This is a genomic window from uncultured Microbacterium sp., assembly GCF_964244775.1.
Lineage (GTDB): Bacteria > Actinomycetota > Actinomycetes > Actinomycetales > Microbacteriaceae > Microbacterium.
In genome coordinates this window covers 73,934-95,046 of the sequence record NZ_CAXTJR010000009.1, presented here as the reverse complement: position 1 = coordinate 95,046, position 21,113 = coordinate 73,934, and the positions used below count along the sequence as shown (strand labels likewise).

The 21,113-nt window shown below is 71.4% G+C and carries 10 protein-coding genes; all 10 read left to right on the top strand.

Annotation, left to right across the window (positions count from 1 at the left end; translation table 11 throughout):
* Positions 1 to 62 precede the first annotated feature (62 nt).
* From ACFE6Z_RS13675 to ACFE6Z_RS13630, 10 genes are read left to right on the top strand one after another with little or no spacing between them, the layout of a single operon-like run.
* Positions 63 to 6,134: an Ig-like domain-containing protein gene (locus tag ACFE6Z_RS13675; RefSeq protein WP_375386245.1), complete on the top strand. Its 6,072-nt coding sequence runs from the start codon at positions 63 to 65 to the stop codon at positions 6,132 to 6,134.
* A 44-nt stretch (positions 6,135 to 6,178) separates the two neighbouring features.
* Entirely contained in the window at positions 6,179 to 7,150 is a 972-nt protein-coding gene (locus tag ACFE6Z_RS13670) for an AAA family ATPase (RefSeq protein ID WP_375386244.1), read from the top strand.
* Positions 7,150 to 8,400 carry a DUF58 domain-containing protein gene (locus ACFE6Z_RS13665; RefSeq protein ID WP_375386243.1) on the top strand — a complete coding sequence of 417 codons (1,251 nt, stop codon included), beginning with the start codon at positions 7,150 to 7,152 and terminating at the stop codon, positions 8,398 to 8,400. Before ACFE6Z_RS13670 ends, ACFE6Z_RS13665 begins: the two co-directional genes overlap by 1 nt.
* Complete coding sequence (locus ACFE6Z_RS13660; protein WP_375386242.1) at positions 8,397 to 10,865, top strand: transglutaminase family protein; 2,469 nt, start codon at positions 8,397 to 8,399, stop codon at positions 10,863 to 10,865. Before ACFE6Z_RS13665 ends, ACFE6Z_RS13660 begins: the two co-directional genes overlap by 4 nt.
* On the top strand, positions 10,858 to 12,015 hold the full coding sequence (locus tag ACFE6Z_RS13655) for an RDD family protein (RefSeq protein WP_375386241.1): 1,158 nt from the start codon (positions 10,858 to 10,860) through the stop codon (positions 12,013 to 12,015). The genes ACFE6Z_RS13660 and ACFE6Z_RS13655 overlap by 8 nt, the downstream gene beginning before the upstream one ends.
* Entirely contained in the window at positions 12,012 to 12,863 is an 852-nt protein-coding gene (locus tag ACFE6Z_RS13650) for a PP2C family protein-serine/threonine phosphatase (protein ID WP_375386240.1), read from the top strand. Before ACFE6Z_RS13655 ends, ACFE6Z_RS13650 begins: the two co-directional genes overlap by 4 nt.
* 23 nt (positions 12,864 to 12,886) lie before the next feature.
* Positions 12,887 to 14,155 (top strand): FHA domain-containing protein, encoded by a 1,269-nt coding sequence (locus ACFE6Z_RS13645; RefSeq protein WP_375386239.1) that lies wholly within the window; start codon positions 12,887 to 12,889, stop codon positions 14,153 to 14,155.
* Entirely contained in the window at positions 14,152 to 15,804 is a 1,653-nt protein-coding gene (locus tag ACFE6Z_RS13640) for a serine/threonine-protein kinase (RefSeq protein WP_375386238.1), read from the top strand. The genes ACFE6Z_RS13645 and ACFE6Z_RS13640 overlap by 4 nt, the downstream gene beginning before the upstream one ends.
* Positions 15,801 to 16,562, top strand: coding sequence for a hypothetical protein (locus ACFE6Z_RS13635; protein WP_375386237.1), 762 nt, complete (start codon positions 15,801 to 15,803; stop codon positions 16,560 to 16,562). The genes ACFE6Z_RS13640 and ACFE6Z_RS13635 overlap by 4 nt, the downstream gene beginning before the upstream one ends.
* Positions 16,559 to 21,019, top strand: coding sequence for an FtsK/SpoIIIE domain-containing protein (locus tag ACFE6Z_RS13630; RefSeq protein WP_375386236.1), 4,461 nt, complete (start codon positions 16,559 to 16,561; stop codon positions 21,017 to 21,019). The genes ACFE6Z_RS13635 and ACFE6Z_RS13630 overlap by 4 nt, the downstream gene beginning before the upstream one ends.
* Positions 21,020 to 21,113: the final 94 nt, after the last annotated feature.

Here is a 21,113-nt window from a genome sequence, read left to right as displayed (position 1 = left end):
AAGGCTCTCATCCGTCTCGCCCGCGGATCCTCTCCGACGACGACCACGAAAGCTCCTCCGTCATGAAGTCCTTCGCGTGGCTCCGTGCGCGCCCCAAGGCGCTCGCCTCGGCGGGAGTGGTGACCGTTTCCGCGCTCGCCGTCACGCTCATGGCGTTCGTCTATCAGGGGTTCCCGACCACCGAGGTCGATCTGAATGACGGCGGCGTGTGGGTGACGAAGAAGTCGAGCCTGCTCGTCGGGCACTTCAACCACGTCTCGCAGGTGCTGGACGGTGGCCTGCGCACCCCGTCGGATGAGTACGACGTCCTGCAGGCGGGCTCGACAGTGCTGGTGGTCGACGATTCCGCGAGCACCGTCACCACGGTCGACCCCGCGATGGTCGTGCTCACAGACTCCGCGCGCGTCCCCGGCGGCGCGAAGGTCGTGCTGGGCGGCTCGACGGTCGCGATCCTCGATCCCACGTCCGGTTCGCTCTGGGTCGTGCCGTCCGCGGCCATCGGCTCGTTCGCGGTCGAGGGCACCGATCCGACGCTGGAACTGGGTCCGGATGCGGTGGCCACCGTCGGCGTCGACGGCGTCGTGCACGCGCTGTCGGTGCAGTCGAGCGAACTCGTCTCGATCGGGCTGGACTCGACCGGTGAACCCGGCGATCCGTCGCGCCGCGGGATCGACCCCGTGCCGGCGGGCGCGAAGGTCGCGGTCACCGCTGTCGGCTCGGTCGGCGTCGCGCTCGTGAACGACACGGTCGTCACGTCGGACGGCACGAAGACCACGGTGGATGGCGCGACCGGCGCCGCGCTGCAGCAACCCTCCGCGGAGGGCGGCTCGGTCGCGGTGGCCACCGCATCGGCCCTCGTGCAGGTTCCGCTGGACGGTTCGGACCCGGCGGAGCAGCAGGCAGGAGCCGAGGGAACCGCCGCCGCGCCCGTCACGCTCGGCGGCTGCACCTATGCGGCGTGGTCGGGCTCGGCCAAGTTCCTCCGCGACTGCGCCGGCACGGACGACGACCTCGCCGCTGACGTTCCGGGTGCGGATCCGGCATCCGTCCTGCGTTTCCGGCAGAACCGCGAGGTGGTCGTCCTCAACGACATCGTCGGCGGAGCGGCATGGATGGCCAGCCAGAGCCTGCAGCGCGTCGACAACTGGAACGACATCACGCCGCCGCAGGGCGACACCCAGGAAGACCAGCAGACGACGGAGGAGACGGTCGAGACGACGCTCCCCGAGCGCACCGACGTCAACACGGTCCCGGTCGCGACCGATGACTCGTTCGGCGTCCGGCCGGGCCGCACCACGGTGCTGCCCGTGCTCGACAACGACAACGATGCCGACGGCGACGTGCTGACAGCATCCGTCGCCGGCGGCGATCCGCGACTGGGCGCGGTGCAGCCGATAAACAACGGCGCGGCGCTGCAGATCTCGGTGCCCGCCGATGCGACGGGCTCGGACGCGTTCGGCTACAAGGTCGACGACGGTCGGGGCGGCACGGCCACCGCGACCGTCCGCCTGTCCGTCCACGGGTGGGAGACCAACGCCCCGCCGACGCAGAAGCGCGTGACGACGGTGACGGTCGAGGCGGGCGGAACCGTCTCGTACAACGTGCTGCCCGACTGGATCGACCCCGACGGCGACGACGTGTTCCTCAAGGCGGTGACCCCCGCCGCGGGTGACGAGGCCGACTTCACCTCCGACGGTCGGATCACCTATCGCGCGATCGGTGGCACGCAGGGCCGCAAGGACGTCGCGATCATCGTCTCGGACGGCGACAAGGTCACCGAGGGGATCGTGCGCTTCGACGTGCGCCCCGTCGGCTCGACCGTGCCGGTGACCAACGCCGACCACGTCGTCGTGCGGGCGGGTCAGACGGCCACCGTCTCGCCGCTCGTCAACGACACCAGTTCGAGCGCCGAGCCGCTGCGCCTCACCCGCGTCGACGAGGTCGCGAACGCGACGATCGTGCCCGACTTCGCGAACAAGACCTTCTCGTTCCTGTCGAACAGCCCGGGGACCTACTACGTGCAGTACCTCGTCGCCGCGGGCGCGAACGCCGTTCCGGGGCTCGTCAGGGTCGACGTCCTCGACGGCAGCGAGACCGATCTTCCGCCGATCGCCGTCCGTGACGTGGCGCTGCTGCCCAGCGGCGGCGAGGTGCTCGTGAACGTGCTCGCCAACGACACCGATCCGGCAGGCGGCATCCTCGTCGTGCAGTCCGTGACCGTCGATGCGAAAGCGGGGGTCGCGGTGTCGGTGCTCAACCACGAGACGCTCCGCATCAGCGACCAGGCGGCGCTGGCCGCACAGGTGCGGATCTCGTACCGGATCTCGAATGGATCCCAGACCGCGGATGGCGAGGTCGTCGTGATTCCGGTGCCGGCGCCAGCGCAGCTGCGGCCGCCCGTCGCGAACGACGATCAGGCCGTCGTCAGAGCCGGTGACGTCGTCACGATCCCGGTGCTGGAGAACGACTACCACCCCAACGGCGACACGCTCCACGTCGCCCCCGACCTCGTGCCGCCGCTGGTCACCGCCGACAAGGGCGAGCTGTTCATCTCGCAGGACACGCTGCGCTTCCGTGCCTCCGACACCGCCGGCACCGTGTACGCGACGTACGAAGCGGTCGACAGCACCGGCCAGAAGGACGCGGGCTACGTCACGATCCAGGTGCTGCCCGTGAACGCCGACACCAACTCCGCCCCGCGCCCGCGCGACCTCGTCGCGCGTGCTCTGAGCGGGGCGAAGGTGCGCATCCCCGTGCCGCTGGACGGCATCGATGCCGACGGCGACTCAGTCGAGCTGGTCGGCCTCGCCTCCGCCCCGACGAAGGGCGCGATCTCCGACATCGGCTCGAACTACATCGAGTACGACGCGTTCGCCGGCTCCAGCGGCGTCGACCTCTTCACCTACCGCGTGCGCGACCGGCTCGGCAAAGAGGCGACCGCCACGGTGCGGGTGGGCATCGCTCCGCCCGAGGCCGCGAACCAGGCGCCGTATGCGGTGAAGGATGCTGTCGTCATGCGCCCCGATCGCTCGATCGCCGTGCCGGTGCTGCAGAACGACTCCGACCCCGACGGCGATGAGATCTCGCTCGTGAGCAATGGGCTGGTGCTGCCGGACGTGCCGGGCCTCTCCGCCACTGTCGAAGGCAACCGCGTCGTGGTGACCTCTCCCTCCACGCCGGTCGAGACGTCGCTCCAGTACACGATCCGCGACAGTCGTGGGGCGAAGGCGACCGCCGTGCTGCAGGTCACCGTGAAGGACGACGTGCCGCTCCTGCGGCCGATCGCCCGCGACGACACCGTGCGCGCCGCCGACATCGTCGACGCATCGGTCGATGTCAGCGTGCTCGCGAACGACGAAGATCCTGACGGCACGATCGGCGCGCTCACCGTCGCCGTCGCCGACCCGCAGGCGCGGGTGCTGCCGGACGGCATCGTGCGGATCCCGGTGACCGACCAGGGCCAGCTGATCACCTACACGATCACCGATCAGGACGGCCTGACGGCATCCGCGTTCATCCGCGTGCCCGCACTCTCGTCACTGCCCCCGACACTGACCTCGACGGAAGGCATCACCGTCAAGAGCGGTGAGACCGTCGACATCGCGCTCGCCGACCACGTCAAGGCCGCCGCCGGGGGCACGGTGATCGTCACCGAGGCCGCGAAGGTCTCGGCGGTGCACTCCAACGGGTCGTCGCTCGTGAAAGACCAGACCACGCTCGTGTACACGTCGGCGCAGGGATACTTCGGTCGCGACGCGATCACGTTCGAGGTCACCGACGGCACCGGGCCCGACGACCCGGCCGGGCACAAGGCCACGCTCACGCTCCCCATCACCGTGCTGCCCCCCTCGAACCAGCCGCCGACGTTCGTCAACGGACAGATGGATGTCTCGCCCGGCGAAGAAGCGACGACCCTCGACCTGCTCGCCCTGACGAGCGACCCCGATCCCGACGACCTTCCCGGCATGCGCTACTCGATCGTGGGCGGCGCGCCGTCCGGCATCTCGGCGTCCGTCGACGGGCAGCAGCTCCGCGTGAGCGCGGACTCGTCGACCCCGAAGGGGACGGCGGCGACGATCCAGCTGTCGATCACCGACGGTCAGACCCCACCGGTCGAAGGCTCCGTCACGGTGCGGGTGACAGCATCCACCCGTCCGCTCGCGACGGCCAACGACGACACCGTCTCCGAGGCGCCGCAGGGCAAGACCGTGAGCGTGCCGGTGCTCGCGAACGACTTCAACCCGTTCCCCGATACCCCGCTCAAGGTCGTCGCCGCGGTCGTGGAGACCGGGCAGGGCGCGCCTCCGGAGATCTCCGGAGGCAACGTCAACGTGACCCCGGACGCCGCGTTCTTCGGCACGATGGTCGTCCGCTACCGCGTGCAGGACGCCACCGCCGACCCGCAGCGCGAGGTGGAGGGACGCATCAGACTCACCGTGCAGGGCAAGCCGGAAGCCCCGGGAACCCCGACCGTCTCGAGCGTCCAGGACCGCACGGTGGTGATGTCGTGGAGCCCGCCGGCCAACAACGGCGCCGAGATCACCGGGTACACCGTGAAATCCGTCGCAGGCAACTACACCAAGGCGTGCGTGGCGACGACCTGCACGCTGGACGGGCTGACGAACAACGTCGAGTACAACTTCGTGGTCACCGCCACCAACCGGGTGGGTACGTCAGACCCGTCGCCGGCGTCGGCCACCGCGCGCCCCGACGCCCGGCCCGATACGCCCAACCCGCCTACGCTCGTGTTCGGCGACAAGAGCCTCCAGGTTGCGTGGACCACCCCGTCGACCCCCGGTTCGCCCGTCGAGTCGTACACGCTCGAGATCTCGCCCGCACCGCCGTCAGGCATCACCCAGAAGACCGGTGTGACCGGCAACTCGCTGGTATGGGAGGGGCTCGAGAACGGCGCTGCCTACCAGGTGCGCGTGCGCGCCCACAACCGTGCGCCCGAGCCCTCGAGCTGGAGCGGCTACTCGGCCACCACGGTGCCCGCCGGTCCGCCCGCGGCCGCGGGTGCCCCGACGACGACCCGACTCGCACCGGTCGGCTCGCAGGCGCAGATGCAGGTCGACTGGGTGGCGCCGAACTCCAATGGCGACGCGATCTCGAGCTACCGGCTCAATGTGATCCGCGGTGGGTCGGTCGTCAGGACGATCGGCGTCGCCGCCGGTCAGACCTCGCAGGCGGTCGTGGTGGATGCCAACACCACCGATTACACGTTCACCGTCGCAGCGTTCAACAAGGCCGGGTGGGGCGCCGACAGTGCACCCTCCGCTCCGAGGCGAGCCTTCGTCGCGCCCGGTCAGCCGGGCAACGTGCAGGCATCGACACCGGCCCCCAACGGCCGCATCGAGGTCAGCTACACCCCGGCAGCGGGCAACGGCGCGAACGCGGGCGAGGTGCAGTACGAGTACAACGTCGGCGGCGGCTGGCGGAGCGACTGGAACGGGACGACGATCACGAACGGGATCGCGCCGAACAACGTGTACACCGTCACAGTGCGCGCCTACACGCAGCTCGACGGCGTGCGATACGACGGCCCGGACTCGGCGCCGTCGGGAGCGGTCGAGCCGTACGGTGCGATCAACCAGCCCGGTGCGAGCGCAACTCGCAGCGGTGCGACAGCGATCCAGTTCAACTGGTCGGCCCCGACGCGCAACGGTCGCGACATCGTGAAGGTCGAGATCGCAATCGAAGGGATCAGCGGGCGCCACGAGGTCGCCGGCAGCGGCTCGGAGTCGTACGACTTCGGGTACAGCGCCACACGGACGATCACCGTGTGGGCGACGGATGCCGCCGGTCAGACCTCGTCGAACTCGGCGAACGCGACGACCAGCGCTCCACCGCAGCCCGTCGCGCTCACGCAGAAGGGACCCAGCCGATCTCCCGACGGCAACTGCGGCAACTCGTCGTGCGCATTCTTCCGCCTGCACGTCGAGAACTTCCCCGAGGGCGACTACGACCTCGCGTGCTCACACACGGGCGACGCTCGGTTCTCGGTGCAGAGGTACCACGTGCCCGCGAACGGTGACGTAGATCTTCGCTGCTACATGGGCTACCCCGGGTACGAGGCATGGATCACGATCGACGGCTGGTCCGGCGGCGACGCGCAGCACATGACGTGGTATTGATCCGACATCCCGAGAGCTCCCCTTCAGAACAGGACGTTTCCCGCATGACCATGACACCCGAGCAGGCAGCCTGGTTCCAGGGCACCTTTGCGCGCCTCGTCGACAACGTCGACAGAGCCGTGATGGGCAAGCGCGAGATCGTGAGCCTCGTGCTCTCCGCGATGCTGGCCGAGGGGCACGTGCTGCTCGAGGACGCACCGGGTACGGGCAAGACCAGCCTCGCCAAGGCGATCGCCGCGACCGTCCAGGGCACCAGCAACCGCATCCAGTTCACGCCCGACCTGCTGCCCTCCGACGTGACGGGCGTCACGATCTACGATCAGACCGCTCACCGGTTCGAGTTCCACCGCGGCCCGATCTTCGCGTCGATCGTGCTGGCCGACGAGATCAACCGCGCCTCGCCGAAGACGCAGTCCGCGCTGCTGGAGGTCATGGAGGAGTCGCGGGTCACCGTCGACGGCGTGACGCACGATGCCGGACGCCCGTTCCTCGTGATCGCGACGCAGAACCCGATCGAGCAGGCGGGAACCTACAAGCTCCCCGAGGCGCAACTGGACCGGTTCCTCGTGAAGACCTCGATCGGCTACCCCGACCTCGCTGTCGCCGAGCGGATCCTCGCCGGCGCCTCCGACCGCAACCCGTCGGCGAGTCTTCCCGCCCTCATCACGACCGGCGCGGTCGCCGACATGGCCGACCTCGCCGCCACGGTGCACGTCGAGTCGGCGGTGCTCCGCTACGTCGCCCAGCTCGCCGAAGCCACCCGCACCGACCCCGCGACCCGCGTGGGCGTATCGGTGCGCGGATCGCTCGCCATGGTGCGCATCGCGAAGGTGTGGGCGGCCGCTCAGGGACGCCACTTCGTGATCCCCGATGACGTGAAAGACCTCGCGACCTCGGTGTGGACCCACCGGCTCGTGCTCGACCCCGAGGCGGAGTTCTCGGGCACAACGTCGTCGACCGTGCTGAACCGCGTGCTCGAGACGGTCGCCGCACCGCAGGCGAGGTCCGCCGCCTGATGACCGACGAGGTGCTCTCGGCGACCCACGGGGGTCGCGAGGGCTGGCGCGATGTCGCCGGCCCTCTCGCCGAGCGCGCCCTGCACCGCACGCGCGCGGTGCTCAGCGTGGCGCGGCCGGTCACCTGGGTGCTGATCTTCGCCGCCGTCGTCTTGTGGATCGCCGGGCAGATGCTGGGCTGGTGGGAGCTCACCGTCGCCGCCCTCGTGATCACGATCGCGCTCCTGCTGTGCCTGCTGTTCCTGATCGGCCGCACGGCCTACGACATCTCGCTCGACCTCACCCGCACGCGCGTGGTGGTGGGGGAGCGGGCCGTGGGCGCGCTGACCCTGTCCAACCCAGGAACCCGCGCGATCCTGCCGTCGCGCGTGGTGCTGCCGGTCGGCTCGGGGCGCGGCACGTTCTCGGTGCGCCGGCTCGCCGCCGGCGACTCGGCCGAAGAGCTGTTCGCGATCCCCACCCAGCGCCGCGGGGTGCTGCAGGTCGGGCCGGTCAGCGTCGTCCGCGGCGATCCGCTCGGGCTGTTCGAGCGGGTGCATCGGCGTGACGAGCCCGTCGACCTGTTCGTGCATCCGCGCACGGTGCTCTTCGCGGGGCAGTCTCTCGGCTTCCTCCGCGATCTCGAGGGGCTGCCGGCGACCGACCTGTCGCCGGACGACGTGTCGTTCCACGCGCTGCGCGAATACCACCCGGGCGACGATCTGCGCCACGTGCACTGGAAGTCCACCGCCCGCACCGGCACCGTGATGGTGCGCCAATACGAAGAGACACGCCGCTCGCACTTCGTCATCGGCCTCTCACGGAGCCCCGCCGACTACCGCGACGACGCCGAGTTTGAACTCGCGATCTCGGCCGCCGGCTCACTCGGGCTGCGGGCTCTCCGCGATTCGCAGCGCGTCGAGGTGCGCGTGCAGGGCCGGTCGCTGCCGGCAGGCACCGGCAAGCAGTTCCTCGACTCGCTCGCGGCGCTCGAGCCGTCGCGGCCGCGCGAGGGGGGTGTCGTCGCGCTCGCGGGCGTGGTGTCGGCCACCCTCGCTCTCGCGAGCGTCGTCGTGCTCGTCTGCGGCAGCACGGTGGATGCTGCGCAGCTGCGCATCGCGTGCTCCCGCCTGCCCTACGGCGCCAGGGCGCTCGCCGTCGTCGCTCAGACCGGCGCCACTCCGTCGCTCCGGCGCATCGGCGAGGCCGACGTCCTGACGATCGGCGCCCTCGACCAGCTCGCCGGAGCGTTGCGGAAGGTGCTCGCATGAGCGCCCCTGCCGGTGCCCCCGCCTCCGTCCGAACCCGCGCTACCGTCCGGCCCGCCGAGGTATCCGTACTCACTCCCCGGCGCACCGCTCTCGATCTCGGGGCGACGGCCGTCCTCCTGTCGGTCGGCATCGCCGGCTTCTGGCCCACCTTCGGCGGACCCGGCTACCTGCTCGCCGCGCTCGGCGCGCTCGCGCTGGGCGTGGTCATCGCCTGGCTCGGCGCGCGGTTCCGCTGGGGCATCCTGATCGTGGCGGCCCTCACCGTCGCAACGTACTTCGTGTTCGGCGGTGCGCTGGCCCTCCCGCACACCGCGATCGCCGGGGTCATCCCCACGCTGGACACGGTGCAGCAGCTCGGCCTCGGTGTCGTCACGTCGTGGAAGCGCCTGCTCACGACGGTGGCGCCGGTCGCAGCATCCGATGGCCATCTGATCGTGCCGTTCCTGCTCACGCTCGTGGCCGCCGTGGTGACCGCGAGCCTCGCGCTGCGTCTGCGCAGCGCGGCGTGGGCACTCATCCCCGCCGCAGCGTACCTAGGCCTGCAGATCGCCCTCGGCACTCCGCAACCGGCCGTGCCCATCGTGCAGGGCATCGTCTTCGCGATCGCCGCACTCGTGTGGCTCGCCGTGCGACAGGCGTGGTCGTCGTCGGCGTGTGCGATCTCGCTGGGCTCATCGACGGGAGGGGGCGAGCCTGCGGCCAGCAGGGGAATGACCGCCCGGCGGGTCGTCGCCGGCGGCGCCATCCTCGTCGTGGCCGCGACCGCGGGATTCGCCGCGGCCGCAGTCGCCGCCCCCGCAGCTCCCCGCTACGTCCTGCGCGACGTCGTCATCCCACCGTTCGACATCAAGCAGTACGCGAGCCCGATGCAGGGGTTCCGGGCGTACGTCCGCGACGATGCATCCACGACGCTGTTCACGGTGTCGGGCCTGCCCGTCGGCGCACGCGTGCGCATCGCGACGATGGACGCCTACGACGGCACGGTCTACAACGTCTCGGATCAGGGCGCCGGTTCGTCGAGCGCGTTCACCCCGGTGCGCGCCAGCATGTCGGCGGACGCCACGGGCACCCCCGCCACGGTGCGCGTGGACATCGGGGCATACGACGCGGTGTGGATGCCGGAGGTCGGCGCCGTCACGAATGTGACGTTCGACGGTGCCCGCGCCGATGACCTCCGTCGCGGCGCGCACTACAACGAGTCGACCGAGACCGGCGTGGTGACCTCGACGCTGGAGAGCGGCGACGGCTACACGATGAGCGCGGTGCTGCCGGTGGTGCCCAGCGACACGAGCCTCGCCGACGCGCGGTTCGCGCCGGTGCGGATGCCCAAGCAGGAGGGCGTGCCGCAAGACTTCGCCGACATCGCCGCCAAGGCCGTCGCCGACGCGAACACCCCGATCGAGCAGGCGCGCGCGCTCGAGCAGATGCTGTCCGAGGGCGGGTACTTCAGCCACGGGCTGGAGGGCGAGGTGCTCTCGCGCGCCGGGCACGGCGCCGCTCGCATCACCACGCTGCTGGGTTCGGCCCAGATGGTCGGCGACGACGAGCAGTACGCGACCGCGATGGCGCTGCTCGCCGGCGAGCTGGGCATGCCGGCGCGCGTGGTCATGGGGTTCTACCCGGCCGAGGATCAGGCGCAGAATCCGGTGTTCGATGCCACGGGCGACGACCTCCACGCGTGGGTCGAGATCGCCTTCGATGGCGCGGGCTGGGTGCCGTTCGACCCGACGCCCCCCAAAGATCAGGTGCCGACCGACCAGACCACCAAGCCCCGAGCTGATCCCAAGCCGCAGGTCTTGCAGCCGCCCCCGCCGGAGCAGCAGCCGGCCGATCTTCCGCCCACCGTCCCCGACGAGCGGGCATCCGACGACCCGTCGCCGCTCGATCTCGGGCTGCTGCTGATGTGGATCGCGATCGGCGGCGGAGTGCTGCTCCTGCTCGCGCTGGTGGCGGCGCCCTTCATCGTCATCGGCTCGATCAAGGCCGCCCGCCGGCGCCGCAGGCGCGCCGCGGAGCGCGCGGCCGACCAGATCAGCGGCGGGTGGGATGAGCTGCGCGACCGTGCGGTCGATTACGGCACACCCGTGCGCCTGGGAGCCACGCACGTCGAGGATGCTGCGATCATCGCGACGGCGTTCGCCGAGCCGCGCGTGAGCACGCTCGCCCGTCGCGCCGATACCGAGGTGTTCGGGCCGGCGGAGCCGACAGCATCCGACGTCGACGAATTCTGGCGGCAGGTCGACGAGATCGTCGACGGCATGGGCGAGCGCGCGACGTTCCGCCGGCGGCTCGGCGCACGGCTCAGCCTGCGGTCGCTGCTGGCCGGCACGAGAGCCGGGCAGGTGCTCGGCGCGGTGCGGCCGAGGCGCCAGGCGCAGACCGACGCAGCGACCGGCTCGGCGGTACGCCAGGATGAGCAGCGAAGCGATGCGGCTGACAAGGACGGCGAGGAGCACCATGACTGACCGGCCCTCTCGTGCGCGCGCTGTGCCCACGGTCGTGCCGGCGCAGATCGGCCGCCGGGTCGGCGCCTATGCGATCGACCTCGGCATCGCGCTCGCGATCCCCGTGCTCTTCTCGCTCATCGGCTGGGTCGTGGTGCTCGCCTCGGGGTCGGGCGGGGCTCGCGGCGGGCTGCCGATCGCCCTCCTCGTCTGCTACGGCGTGGGGAGCCTCGTCAGCGTCGCGTGGCTGCTCGTCTACACGGCGATGCAGGGCGGCCGAGGCTCGATCGGACAGCGCGCACGCGGACTGATGCTGGCGGATGCCGCGACCGGCACGCGCATCGGATTCGGACGCGCACTGCTGCGCAACGTGGTGTGGGCGCTGGCCGCATCGATCATCGTCGGCTACTTCACGCCCCTGTTCGACTCATCGGCGCGTCGGCAGGGCTGGCACGACAAGGCGACGCGCACGGTCGTCGGCGACCGGAAGGCGACGGATGCCGCAGCCTCCGTGGCGCCCGCACCGCCTCCTCCGGCCGCCAACCCGTTCCTCCCCCCGCCCGCCGGTGCTCCGGCGACGCCGGTGACGGCTGTCGCGCCATCCGCTCCCGCCCGCACGGCCGGCTTCGCACCTCCCGCGTCGGCAGCGGCCCCCGCTCCTACTCCTGCGCTCCCCATCGCGGGGGGCCTCATCTCGCAGGTCCCGGGTGTGTCGGCACCGTCGGCCGCAGCATCCGAGGTCCGTGCGCCCGCGCCGTCTTCGGCCACACCAGCCCCTGCGCCTGCCCCTGCGGCGGCGCCGGCGAGTGACGACATCGACGCGACCCGTGCGGGCCGTTCGTCCGAGCCTGCGCTGCTCGCGGCCGCATGGGACGACGGGACGCGGTTCGCGGTGTACGGCCGGACGCTCTTCGGTCGGAACCCGGCCGCCGAGGACGGAGCGACCGCGGTCGCCGTGCGCGACGAGACGCTGTCGCTGTCGAAGACGCATTTCGAACTCGACGGCGACGCCACGGGGGCATGGGTGATCGATCGGCACTCGACTAACGGCACGGTGCTTCTGCGCGACGGCGAGCGCACGACGGTCGAGCCCGGCGCGCGCACGGCGCTGCGGGCAGGCGACCATCTCGAATTCGGCGACCGGAGCCTGACGATCGGGGGTGGCGCATGACCGATGCATTTCCCCCGATCACGGTCGCCTTCGGCGCGGCCACCGACACGGGGCTGCGCAGGCGGGTGAACCAGGACTCGCATCTGGCAGTCTCGCCCCTATTCCTCGTCGCGGACGGCATGGGCGGGCACCAGGCGGGCGAGGTCGCGAGCGCGACGGTGATCGAAGAGTTCGCTCTGCTCGCGGGGCGAACGAGTCTGAGCATCGACGACGTGCAGGCCGCACTCGTGCGCGCGCGCCGGCGTGTGGCCGAACTGCCGATGGGTGCGGGCGCCGGCGCGGGGACCACGCTCACCGGCGTCGTCATCGCAGACGTCGACGGCGACGGGTACTGGCTGACGATCAACCTGGGAGACTCGCGCACCTACCGCCTGAGCGAGGGCGAGTTCGAGCAGATCAGCGTCGATCACTCGGTCGTCCAAGAGCTCATCGACCGCGGCGAGCTCGACCCGGTCTCGGCCGCGATCGACTCGCGGCGCAACGTCATCACGCGCGCTATCGGGGCAGGCAGCGACGGCGAGCCCGACTACTGGCTGCTGCCCGCCGAGCAGGGCGACCGCATCCTGGTGTGCTCCGACGGCCTGTCCGGCGAGCTCGACCGGAACCGGATCCACGCGGTGCTGCGCGAGGAGCGCGACCCGCAGGCGGCGGCCACCCGGCTGGTGCACGAGGCCATGCTGCACGGCGGGCGCGACAACATCACCGCGCTCGTCGTCGATGCGGTGGTCGTCAGCGCCCGGACCCCGTGGTCGTTCGACGACGACACGGCGCCGGGCGCGGCATCCGACGACATCGACATCGACAGCGACACCCGGCCGCGCGCCGGGCACACGATCGGAGGTCGCTGATGGTGCGGTATTCCCCTGGCCCGATGCGCCTGATCGTCACCGATGACGGCGTGGCACTGCTCGGCGGAGACCTGCCCGCGGCGCTGGTCACGCGGATCTGGACGCAGGTCAGCGAGGGACGCGGCCTCGCCGCCGTCCTCGAGGCGCTCACCGGCGCGTTCGGCACGTCGCTCGCGGCCATCCCGCCGTTCGCCGTCGCCCTCGTCGAGGGCGGATCGGTGCGGCTCGCGGTGCGCGGGTCGCTCGCGGCGAGCATTGAGTCGGGCGTCGGCGCGGAATCGGTGAGCGTGGAATCGGTGAGCGGAGAAGGCGTCACGACCTGGACCGAGCGGGTCTTCGACGGCGTCGTCCGGGTCGAACTCGCCCCGACCGGCGGCTCGCCGGAACCGGCCGAGCTGCCCCTGCGCGACGGAGTAGTGCTCGCCTCCGCGGTGGAGTGGGTCGTGCGAGAGGGATCAGTGGATGCTGCGCCTCCGCCCGCGCGCGCGCCCGCTTCGCTCGCCGTGCCGCCGGCGCTCCCACCGGAGCCGGTCGAAGTGCCCGCCCCGGAACCGCGCGCCCCCGAACCGCCCGCCGCTCCGCCGGTGAACGAGACCGCAGGCCTGATCGACGCCGTTCCCGGCGCGGGCTCGCTCGACACGTGGCTTCCGCCGGAAGCGACGTACGCGCCGGCGGTGGAGGCCGATGCCGTCTCCTCGACGACCGGGTACGACCACCTGTGGGGCGAGACCGTGGTGCGCTCGGTCGAGGATGCGGCCGTGCGTCCGGATGACGCCGACGAGGCGGCGCCTGCCCCCGCTGACCCGGCGCCGGACGTGGATCTCGCCGGTGACCACGACGGCGAGACGATCTCGGTCGCGCAGGCGCGCGCGATGCGCGCCGCCAACCCCGACCCCGACTCCGCGCCTCTGCCGCTCGCGCCCCCGCGCCCGCCGGCGCTCGGGCGCATCCGGCTGTCGACCGGCCAGACGCTCATGCTCGACCGCACCGTCGTGATCGGCCGCCGCCCGCGCTCTACGCGCGTGACCGGCACCGATCTGCCGCACCTCGTGGCCGTCGACAGCCCGCAGCACGACATATCGCGCAGCCACCTCGAGCTGCGCGCCGAAGGCGACAGCATCCTCGCCACCGACCTGCACACGACCAACGGCAGCACGCTCCTGCGCGCCGGCACCGAGCCCGTGCGGCTGCACCCCGGCGAGCCGACCGTGGTCGTACCCGGCGACGTGATCGATCTGGGCGACGACATCACGGTCTTCGTCGAAGATGTATCCGGCGAGGACGCTTCGTGAGCCCCAAGCGCGCGCCGATGGCGCCACCCGATCTCCAGGGCTTCACGTATGTGGATGTGCTGGGCTCGGGCGGTTTCGCCGATGTGTACCTGTACGAGCAGCACCTGCCCAAGCGTCGCGTCGCCGTGAAGGTGCTGCTCACCGAACGGATGTCGACCGGCTCGGTCGCCGAATTCACGGCCGAGGCCAACGTCATGGCGATGCTGTCGACGCACCCCGCGATCGTCACGATCTACCAGGCGGGAGTCGCCCGCGACGGCCGCCCGTACCTCGTGATGGAGTACTGCCCGAAGCCGAACCTGCAGGTGCGGTACCGCCGCGAGCCCTTCGCGGTCGCCGAGACCCTGCGCGTCGGCATCCAGGTCGCCGCCGCCGTCGAGACGGCGCACCGCGCCGGGGTGCTCCACCGCGACATCAAGCCCGCCAATATTCTGGTGACGGAATACAACCGTCCCGCCCTGACCGACTTCGGTATCGCGTCGACGACGGCTGCGGCGGCGGAAGCGGCAGGACTCAGCATCCCGTGGTCACCGCCCGAGTCGTTCGCCGACGTGCCGCAGAGCGGGCCGCACTCGGATGTGTGGGCGCTCGGCGCCACGGTCTACACCCTGCTCGCCGGCCGCTCACCGTTCGAGGTGGCAGACCAGCGCAACACCGGAGCCGACGTCATCCAGCGGATCGAGACCTCGCCCCTTCCGCCGCTGACGAGAGCGGATGCTCCGCTCTCGCTGCAGCGAGCGCTCGAGCGGTCGATGGCCAAGGCCCCCGCAGATCGGTACGACAGCGCGCTGGCGTTCGCGCGCGCGCTGCAGAAGGTGCAGATCGAACTGTCGCACTCCGTGACACCGATCGACATCCTCGACGATGCCCTTCCCGACGACGTCGAGGAAGACGACGACGACGGCCTGACGCGTGTGCGCGGTGTCGTGAGCATCAGCCCCGAGACCTCGCCCGCCGCCGGTCGTACGCGCCAGCCCACCGATCCGATCACGGTGGTCCCGCGAGTGGACGTCGCGACCGCGACCCCTGCCGCATCCGCCGCGACGATCGGGGCGGCACCCCTCGACACCGTCCGGCGGGGCACCGTCCCGACCGCAGAGCCGGCCCAGCCGGTCGTGGTCGACTTCCTCTCGCCGCAGGCAGACATCGGCGAGACGATCGCGCGGCCGCCGGTCTCGGTCGGCGCCGCGACGGCCGAGGGCTCCGCGGACGGAGCGGCGGCTCCACCACGCTCGCGCCGTGGCCTCTGGTGGTCGCTCGCCGCCGGCGTATTCCTCGTGACCGTCGCGGCGGTCATCGCCTTCTCGCTGCCCGCGCTGTTGAACGAGCCCGCTCCGGCCGAAACCGCGCCGTCGGCGACCTCCGAGCCGCAGAACCCGATCGACACCCTCGTCGCCCCCGCCAGCGGGATCACCGGGGCGGTGGGCACCGGCGGCGTCCTGTTCACCTGGACGAACCCCGCTCCGCAGGACGGCGACTACTACCTGTGGGGGCTCGTTCCGCGCGACGGGTCGGCGCCCACCGTCGACAAGGTCGACCAGCCGACCGTGACGACCACCGCCGACCCGTCGGGAATCACGTGCATCGAGGTCACCGTCGTGCGAGCCAACGGCCGGCCGTCCGAGCCGGCGCGGGGGTGCGCGCCGTGAGCGACAGCATCCGCTCTTCATCCGGAGGCATCGTCCTCGAATTCGCCGGCGAGGAGTTCTCGGTCGCACCAGGCTCGTCGTTCACCGTGGGCCGCGAGGGCGATCTCTCGATCGACGACAACCTGTTCCTGCACCGCCACTTCCTCACTTTCGAGAGCGTCGACGGGCTCTGGCTGCTCTCCAACGTGGGCAGCCGGCTGGCGGCCACCGTCACCGACTCGGGCAGTCGCGTGCAGGCGTGGCTCGCACCGGGCGCGCGCCTGCCGATCGTCTTCGAGACCACGACGGTGATCTTCAGCGCCGGTCCGACCACGTACGAGCTGACGGTGCATGCCGAGCAGCCCACGTTCCACGAGACCGAGCGCTTCGATGACGCCGACGGGTTGAGCACGATCGGCGACGTGCCGCTGACCGTCAGCCAGCGCCTCATGATCCTCGCCCTGGCCGAACCCGTGCTGCGCCGCGAAGGCGCGGGCATGAGCGATCTGCCGACCTCGGCCCAGGCGGCCGCCCGCCTCGGCTGGACGCTCACGCGCTTCAACCGCAAGCTCGACAACGTCTGCGACAAGCTCGACCGCATCGGCGTGCCCGGCATGCGCGGTGGGGCGCGCTCGTATGCCACGAACCGGCGGGTGCGGCTCGTGGAGCACGCCGTCGCGGCACGGCTCGTGACGCGCGACGACCTGCCGATGCTCGACGAACAGCCCGCACTCGACGGTGCAGAAGGCGATGCGGACGCCGCGGAGGACAACGCGTGAAGCTCAAATTCACCCTGCAGCGGCCGGCCGGCCCCATCGACCTCGAGGTCACCGCCGACGGCACCTCGACCGTCGGCGACATCGCCCGCACGCTCGCCGTGTCGGATCCGTCCGGTGCGCTCGTAGGCGAACTCACCGAGCCCGAACGGCTCACGATCGTCGCGCACGAGAGCGGTGGCCCCCGGGTCCTCGACGCGGAGCGGGCCGTCGGCGAGTCGGGCATCCGCTCAGGGACGACGCTGCAGCTCACCCCTGCTCCGGACGCGGTGGGCGACGACGCGCCTGCGGCGGTGCTGCGGATCCTCAGCGGTCCGCAGCGCGGCACCCAGCGCCCGCTCCGATCGGGATCGAACGTCATCGGCCGCGACCCGGGCGTCGACATCGTGCTCGACGATCCGCTCGTCTCGAAGCGGCACGCCCGCATCAACGTCGACGCCGGGGTCGAGATCATCGACCTCAACTCCGCGAACGGCCTGACGATGGGCGGCGAGCAGATCGCACGCTCCGCGCTCGGCCCCGCCGATGTCGTGCTGCTCGGCGGCACCGAGGTGTCGATCATCCCGTTGAGCAGGCCGGGCACGGCCCACGTCGCGATTTCCACCGTCGAGGTGGTGCGCTCGCCTCGCGTCGTGCCGCGTTACCCGCACCAGAAGTTCACGGCGCCCAAGGCTCCCAAGCAGCCGGCGCTGAACCGGCTGCCGATCGTGGCCCTCGTCGCACCGCTCATCATGGGTGCGGTGCTGTACGCGTTCACGCAGAACGCGCTCTCGGTGGTCTTCATCGCCTTGAGTCCGCTCATCATGATCGGCGCCTACATCGACAACCGCCTCACCGCGAAGGCCGAGCACAAGAAGGCCGTCGCGCAGTTCAACGCCAACATGGAGAACTTCGACGCGCGGATGGTCGTCGAGCAGGAGGCCGAGCGCGCCGCTCGTTCCGCGGAGGTACCGGCCCTGGCCGACGCACTCGCCTCGCTGTCGTCGTGGGGCGACCTGACGTGGACGCACCGGCCCGAGCATCCGTTCTTCCTCACTGCGCGGCTGGGCACCGGGCGCCTGCCCTCGCGTGCCGAGATCGAGCTGAACGGCACCGACGAGACGCTGCCGGAATTCTCCGATCGACTCTTCGACCTGCGCGATCGCTTCGCCGGCATCGACGATGTGCCCGTGATCGCCGACCTGCGCGAGGCGGGCAGCGTCGGAATCGCGGGGGCACGCGGGCAGGCGGATGCTGCGGCCCGCGCCATGCTGATGCAGCTCGTGACGACCCACTCGCCGGCCGAGCTCGTCGTCGCCGCATTCACTTCACCCGCCTCGCGCGCCGCGTGGTCGTGGCTGGAGTGGCTCCCCCACACGAGCTCGCCGCACACGCCACTGGACGGCTCGCATCTCGCGGCCAACCCGGGCACCGGCGGCGCGCTGCTCTCTCGGCTCGAGGGCCTGGTCGAATCGCGCGCCGCCGAGCGCGAGGGCAACGCCACGGACGGCGGAGCGCGCGGCCCGATCGAGACCAACGCCGAGGCGAACCCGTCGCCGGCCCGTACGCCCGTCGTCATCGTGCTGGTCGAAGACGACGCGACCGTCGACCGCGCGCGCCTCACCCGGCTCGCCGAGCGCGGGCCCGATGTGAGCGTGCACCTCGTCTGGGTCGCCCCGTCGCAGGGCGCGATCCCCGCGGCCTGCCGCACGTTCCTGCTCGTGGACGGCGTCGCCGAGGGCACCGCCGCGGGCATCGTCCGCCGCGGCCTGTCGACCACGCCGGTGCGCGTCGAGCTGCTCGATGAGGGGTCGGCCACGGCGTGGGCGCGTGTGCTGTCACCGACAGTGGATGCCGGAACCCCCGTCGAAGACGAGTCGGACCTGCCCCGCAGCGTCTCGTACGTCGACCTCTCGGGCACCGACCTCGGGGCCGACTCGGGCGTGATCGTCGACCGCTGGCACGAGAACGACTCGATCACCCCTCGGGACGGCCGCGCACCGCGGCGCCGGGCGCGAGAGGGCAACCTCCGGGCCCTCGTCGGCTACGCCGGCGCGGGGTCGTTCCACCTCGACCTGCGCGCCCAGGGCCCGCACGCTCTCGTGGGCGGCACGACCGGTGCCGGCAAGTCCGAGTTCCTGCAGTCGTGGGTGCTCGGCATGGCCTCGGCGCACAGCCCCGACCGCGTCACCTTCCTGTTCGTCGACTACAAGGGCGGATCGGCGTTCGCCGACTGCGTCGACCTGCCCCATACCGTGGGCCTGGTCACCGACCTCTCGCCGCACCTCGTGCGCCGGGCACTCACGTCGCTCCGTGCCGAACTGCGCTACCGCGAGCATCTGCTGAACCGCAAGAAGGCCAAAGACCTCGTCTCGCTCGAGCGCACCGGCGACCCCGAGACCCCGCCGAGCCTGATCATCGTCGTCGACGAGTTCGCCGCGCTCGTGCAGGAGGTGCCCGAGTTCGTCGACGGCGTGGTCGATGTCGCCCAGCGCGGCCGCTCGCTCGGGCTGCATCTCATCCTCGCCACGCAGCGCCCGGCCGGCGTGATCAAAGACAACCTGCGCGCCAACACCAACCTGCGCGTCGCCCTGCGGATGGCCGACGCCGAAGATTCCAGCGACATCCTCGGCGACCAGATGGCCGCGCACTTCGACCCGTCGATTCCGGGTCGCGGAGCCGCCAAGACCGGCCCCGGCCGCATCATCCCGTTCCAGACCGGCTACGTCAGCGGCTGGTCGAGCGGCGAGAAGCCGCGTCCGCAGATCGACATCCACGAGCTCGATTTCGGCGCCCGCGCCGCCTGGGATCTGCCAGACGAAGAGGTCGTCGAGGTTTCCGACCCCGGCCCCACCGACATCGCGCGCATCGTGCGCACGGTGCGGTCGGCAGCATCCGAACTCTCGATCCCCGCGCCCCGGCGTCCGTGGCTCGACGAACTCGCCGTCACGTACGACCTCGCCCGCCTGCCGAGCCCCCGCACCGACGAGCGGCTGCTGCTCGGCGTGCTCGATGACCCGAAGACCCAGTCGCAGCCGACCGCGTTCTACGAACCCGACCGTGACGGCAACATCGCCCTGTTCGGCACCGGCGGCTCGGGCAAGAGCACCGCTCTGCGATCTATCGCGGTCTCGGCGGCGATCACCCCGCGCGGCGGCCCCGTGCAGGTCTACGGCCTCGACTTCGGCGCGGGCGGCCTGCGCATGCTCGAGAGCCTCCCGCACGTCGGCGCGATCATCGCCGGCGACGACCAGGAGCGCGTGACGCGACTGCTCAGGATGCTGCGCGACATCGTCGACGAGCGCTCGACCCGCTACGGCGAGGTGCGCGCCGGAACGATAGCCGAATACCGGCGGCAGGCGAACCGTCCGGACGAGCCGCGCATCCTGGTGCTCATCGACGGGCTCGGCGCGTTCCGCGAGACGTACGAGTTCGCCGCCGGCAGCGCAGGGTGGTTCACGATCTTCTCGCAGCTGGCGGTGGACGGCCGGCAGGTCGGGGTGCACTTCGTGATGTCGGGCGATCGACCCAATTCGCTGCCCACCTCGATCGCGTCCACCGTGCAGAAGCGGTTCGTGCTGCGGCTCGCGACCGACGACGACTACCTGCTGCTCGGCGCACCTCGCGACGTGCTCGATGCCGCATCCCCGCCCGGTCGAGGGATGATCGACGGCGACGAGCTGCAGTTCGCCGTGCTCGGCGGCAGCGCGAACATGGCTGTGCAATCGCGCGAGCTCGAACGGCTCGGCGAGTCGATGCGCCGCAACGGCATTCCCCAAGCCCCGGCGGTGGGGCGCCTCCCCGAGTCGGTACCCCTCGCCGACCTCCCCCTCCGCACGGCAGGAGGCGAGCCGGTCATCGGCCTCGCCGACCTCGACCTCGGGCCGGTGGGCATCGACCCGAAGGGCGCGTTCCTGCTCGCCGGCCCGCCCGGCAGCGGCAGGACGACGGCCCTCGCGACGATCGGCCGGGCCCTCCGACGGGCTTCTCCTCGCCAGCCGATCGTGCACCTCGCGCCGCGCCGGACGACGCTCGGACTCGCCTCCGAGCCGCGCTTCGCCGCCGACGACGCCGCGACGGTGTCGGCCCTCGCCGAGAGCGTGGCCACCGCGATCGAAGGCGGGATGCTGACGCGCCCGGTGATCCTCATCGAGCACGTCACCGAGTTCACCGGCACGGAGGCCGAGGCATCCCTCGATCGCCTCATCCGCGTCGCGGTGCGCGCCGACGGTTTCGTCGTCGGCGAGGCGGAGTCCTCGACGTGGGGACAGGCGTGGATGCTCGCGCAGCCGTTCAAGGCGGCTCGACGAGGGCTCGTGCTGGCGCCGAGCGACATCGACGGCGACACGCTCTTCGGCACGCCGCTGGGGCGCGTGCGCCGGGCAGACTTCCCGCCCGGTCGGGGTTTCGTGATCAACCAGGGCCGCGCAGCCAGGCTTCAGGTGGCCACCCCCGCCGGTGGGTCGGACGCACCCGTATGATGCCGAGAACACCAGCGTGGGAGTCGGTGGGGATTTGTCCCCATCGACGGCCCGATCGTGGGCGCGTTAGCGTCGAGGTACACGAGAGGGAGAA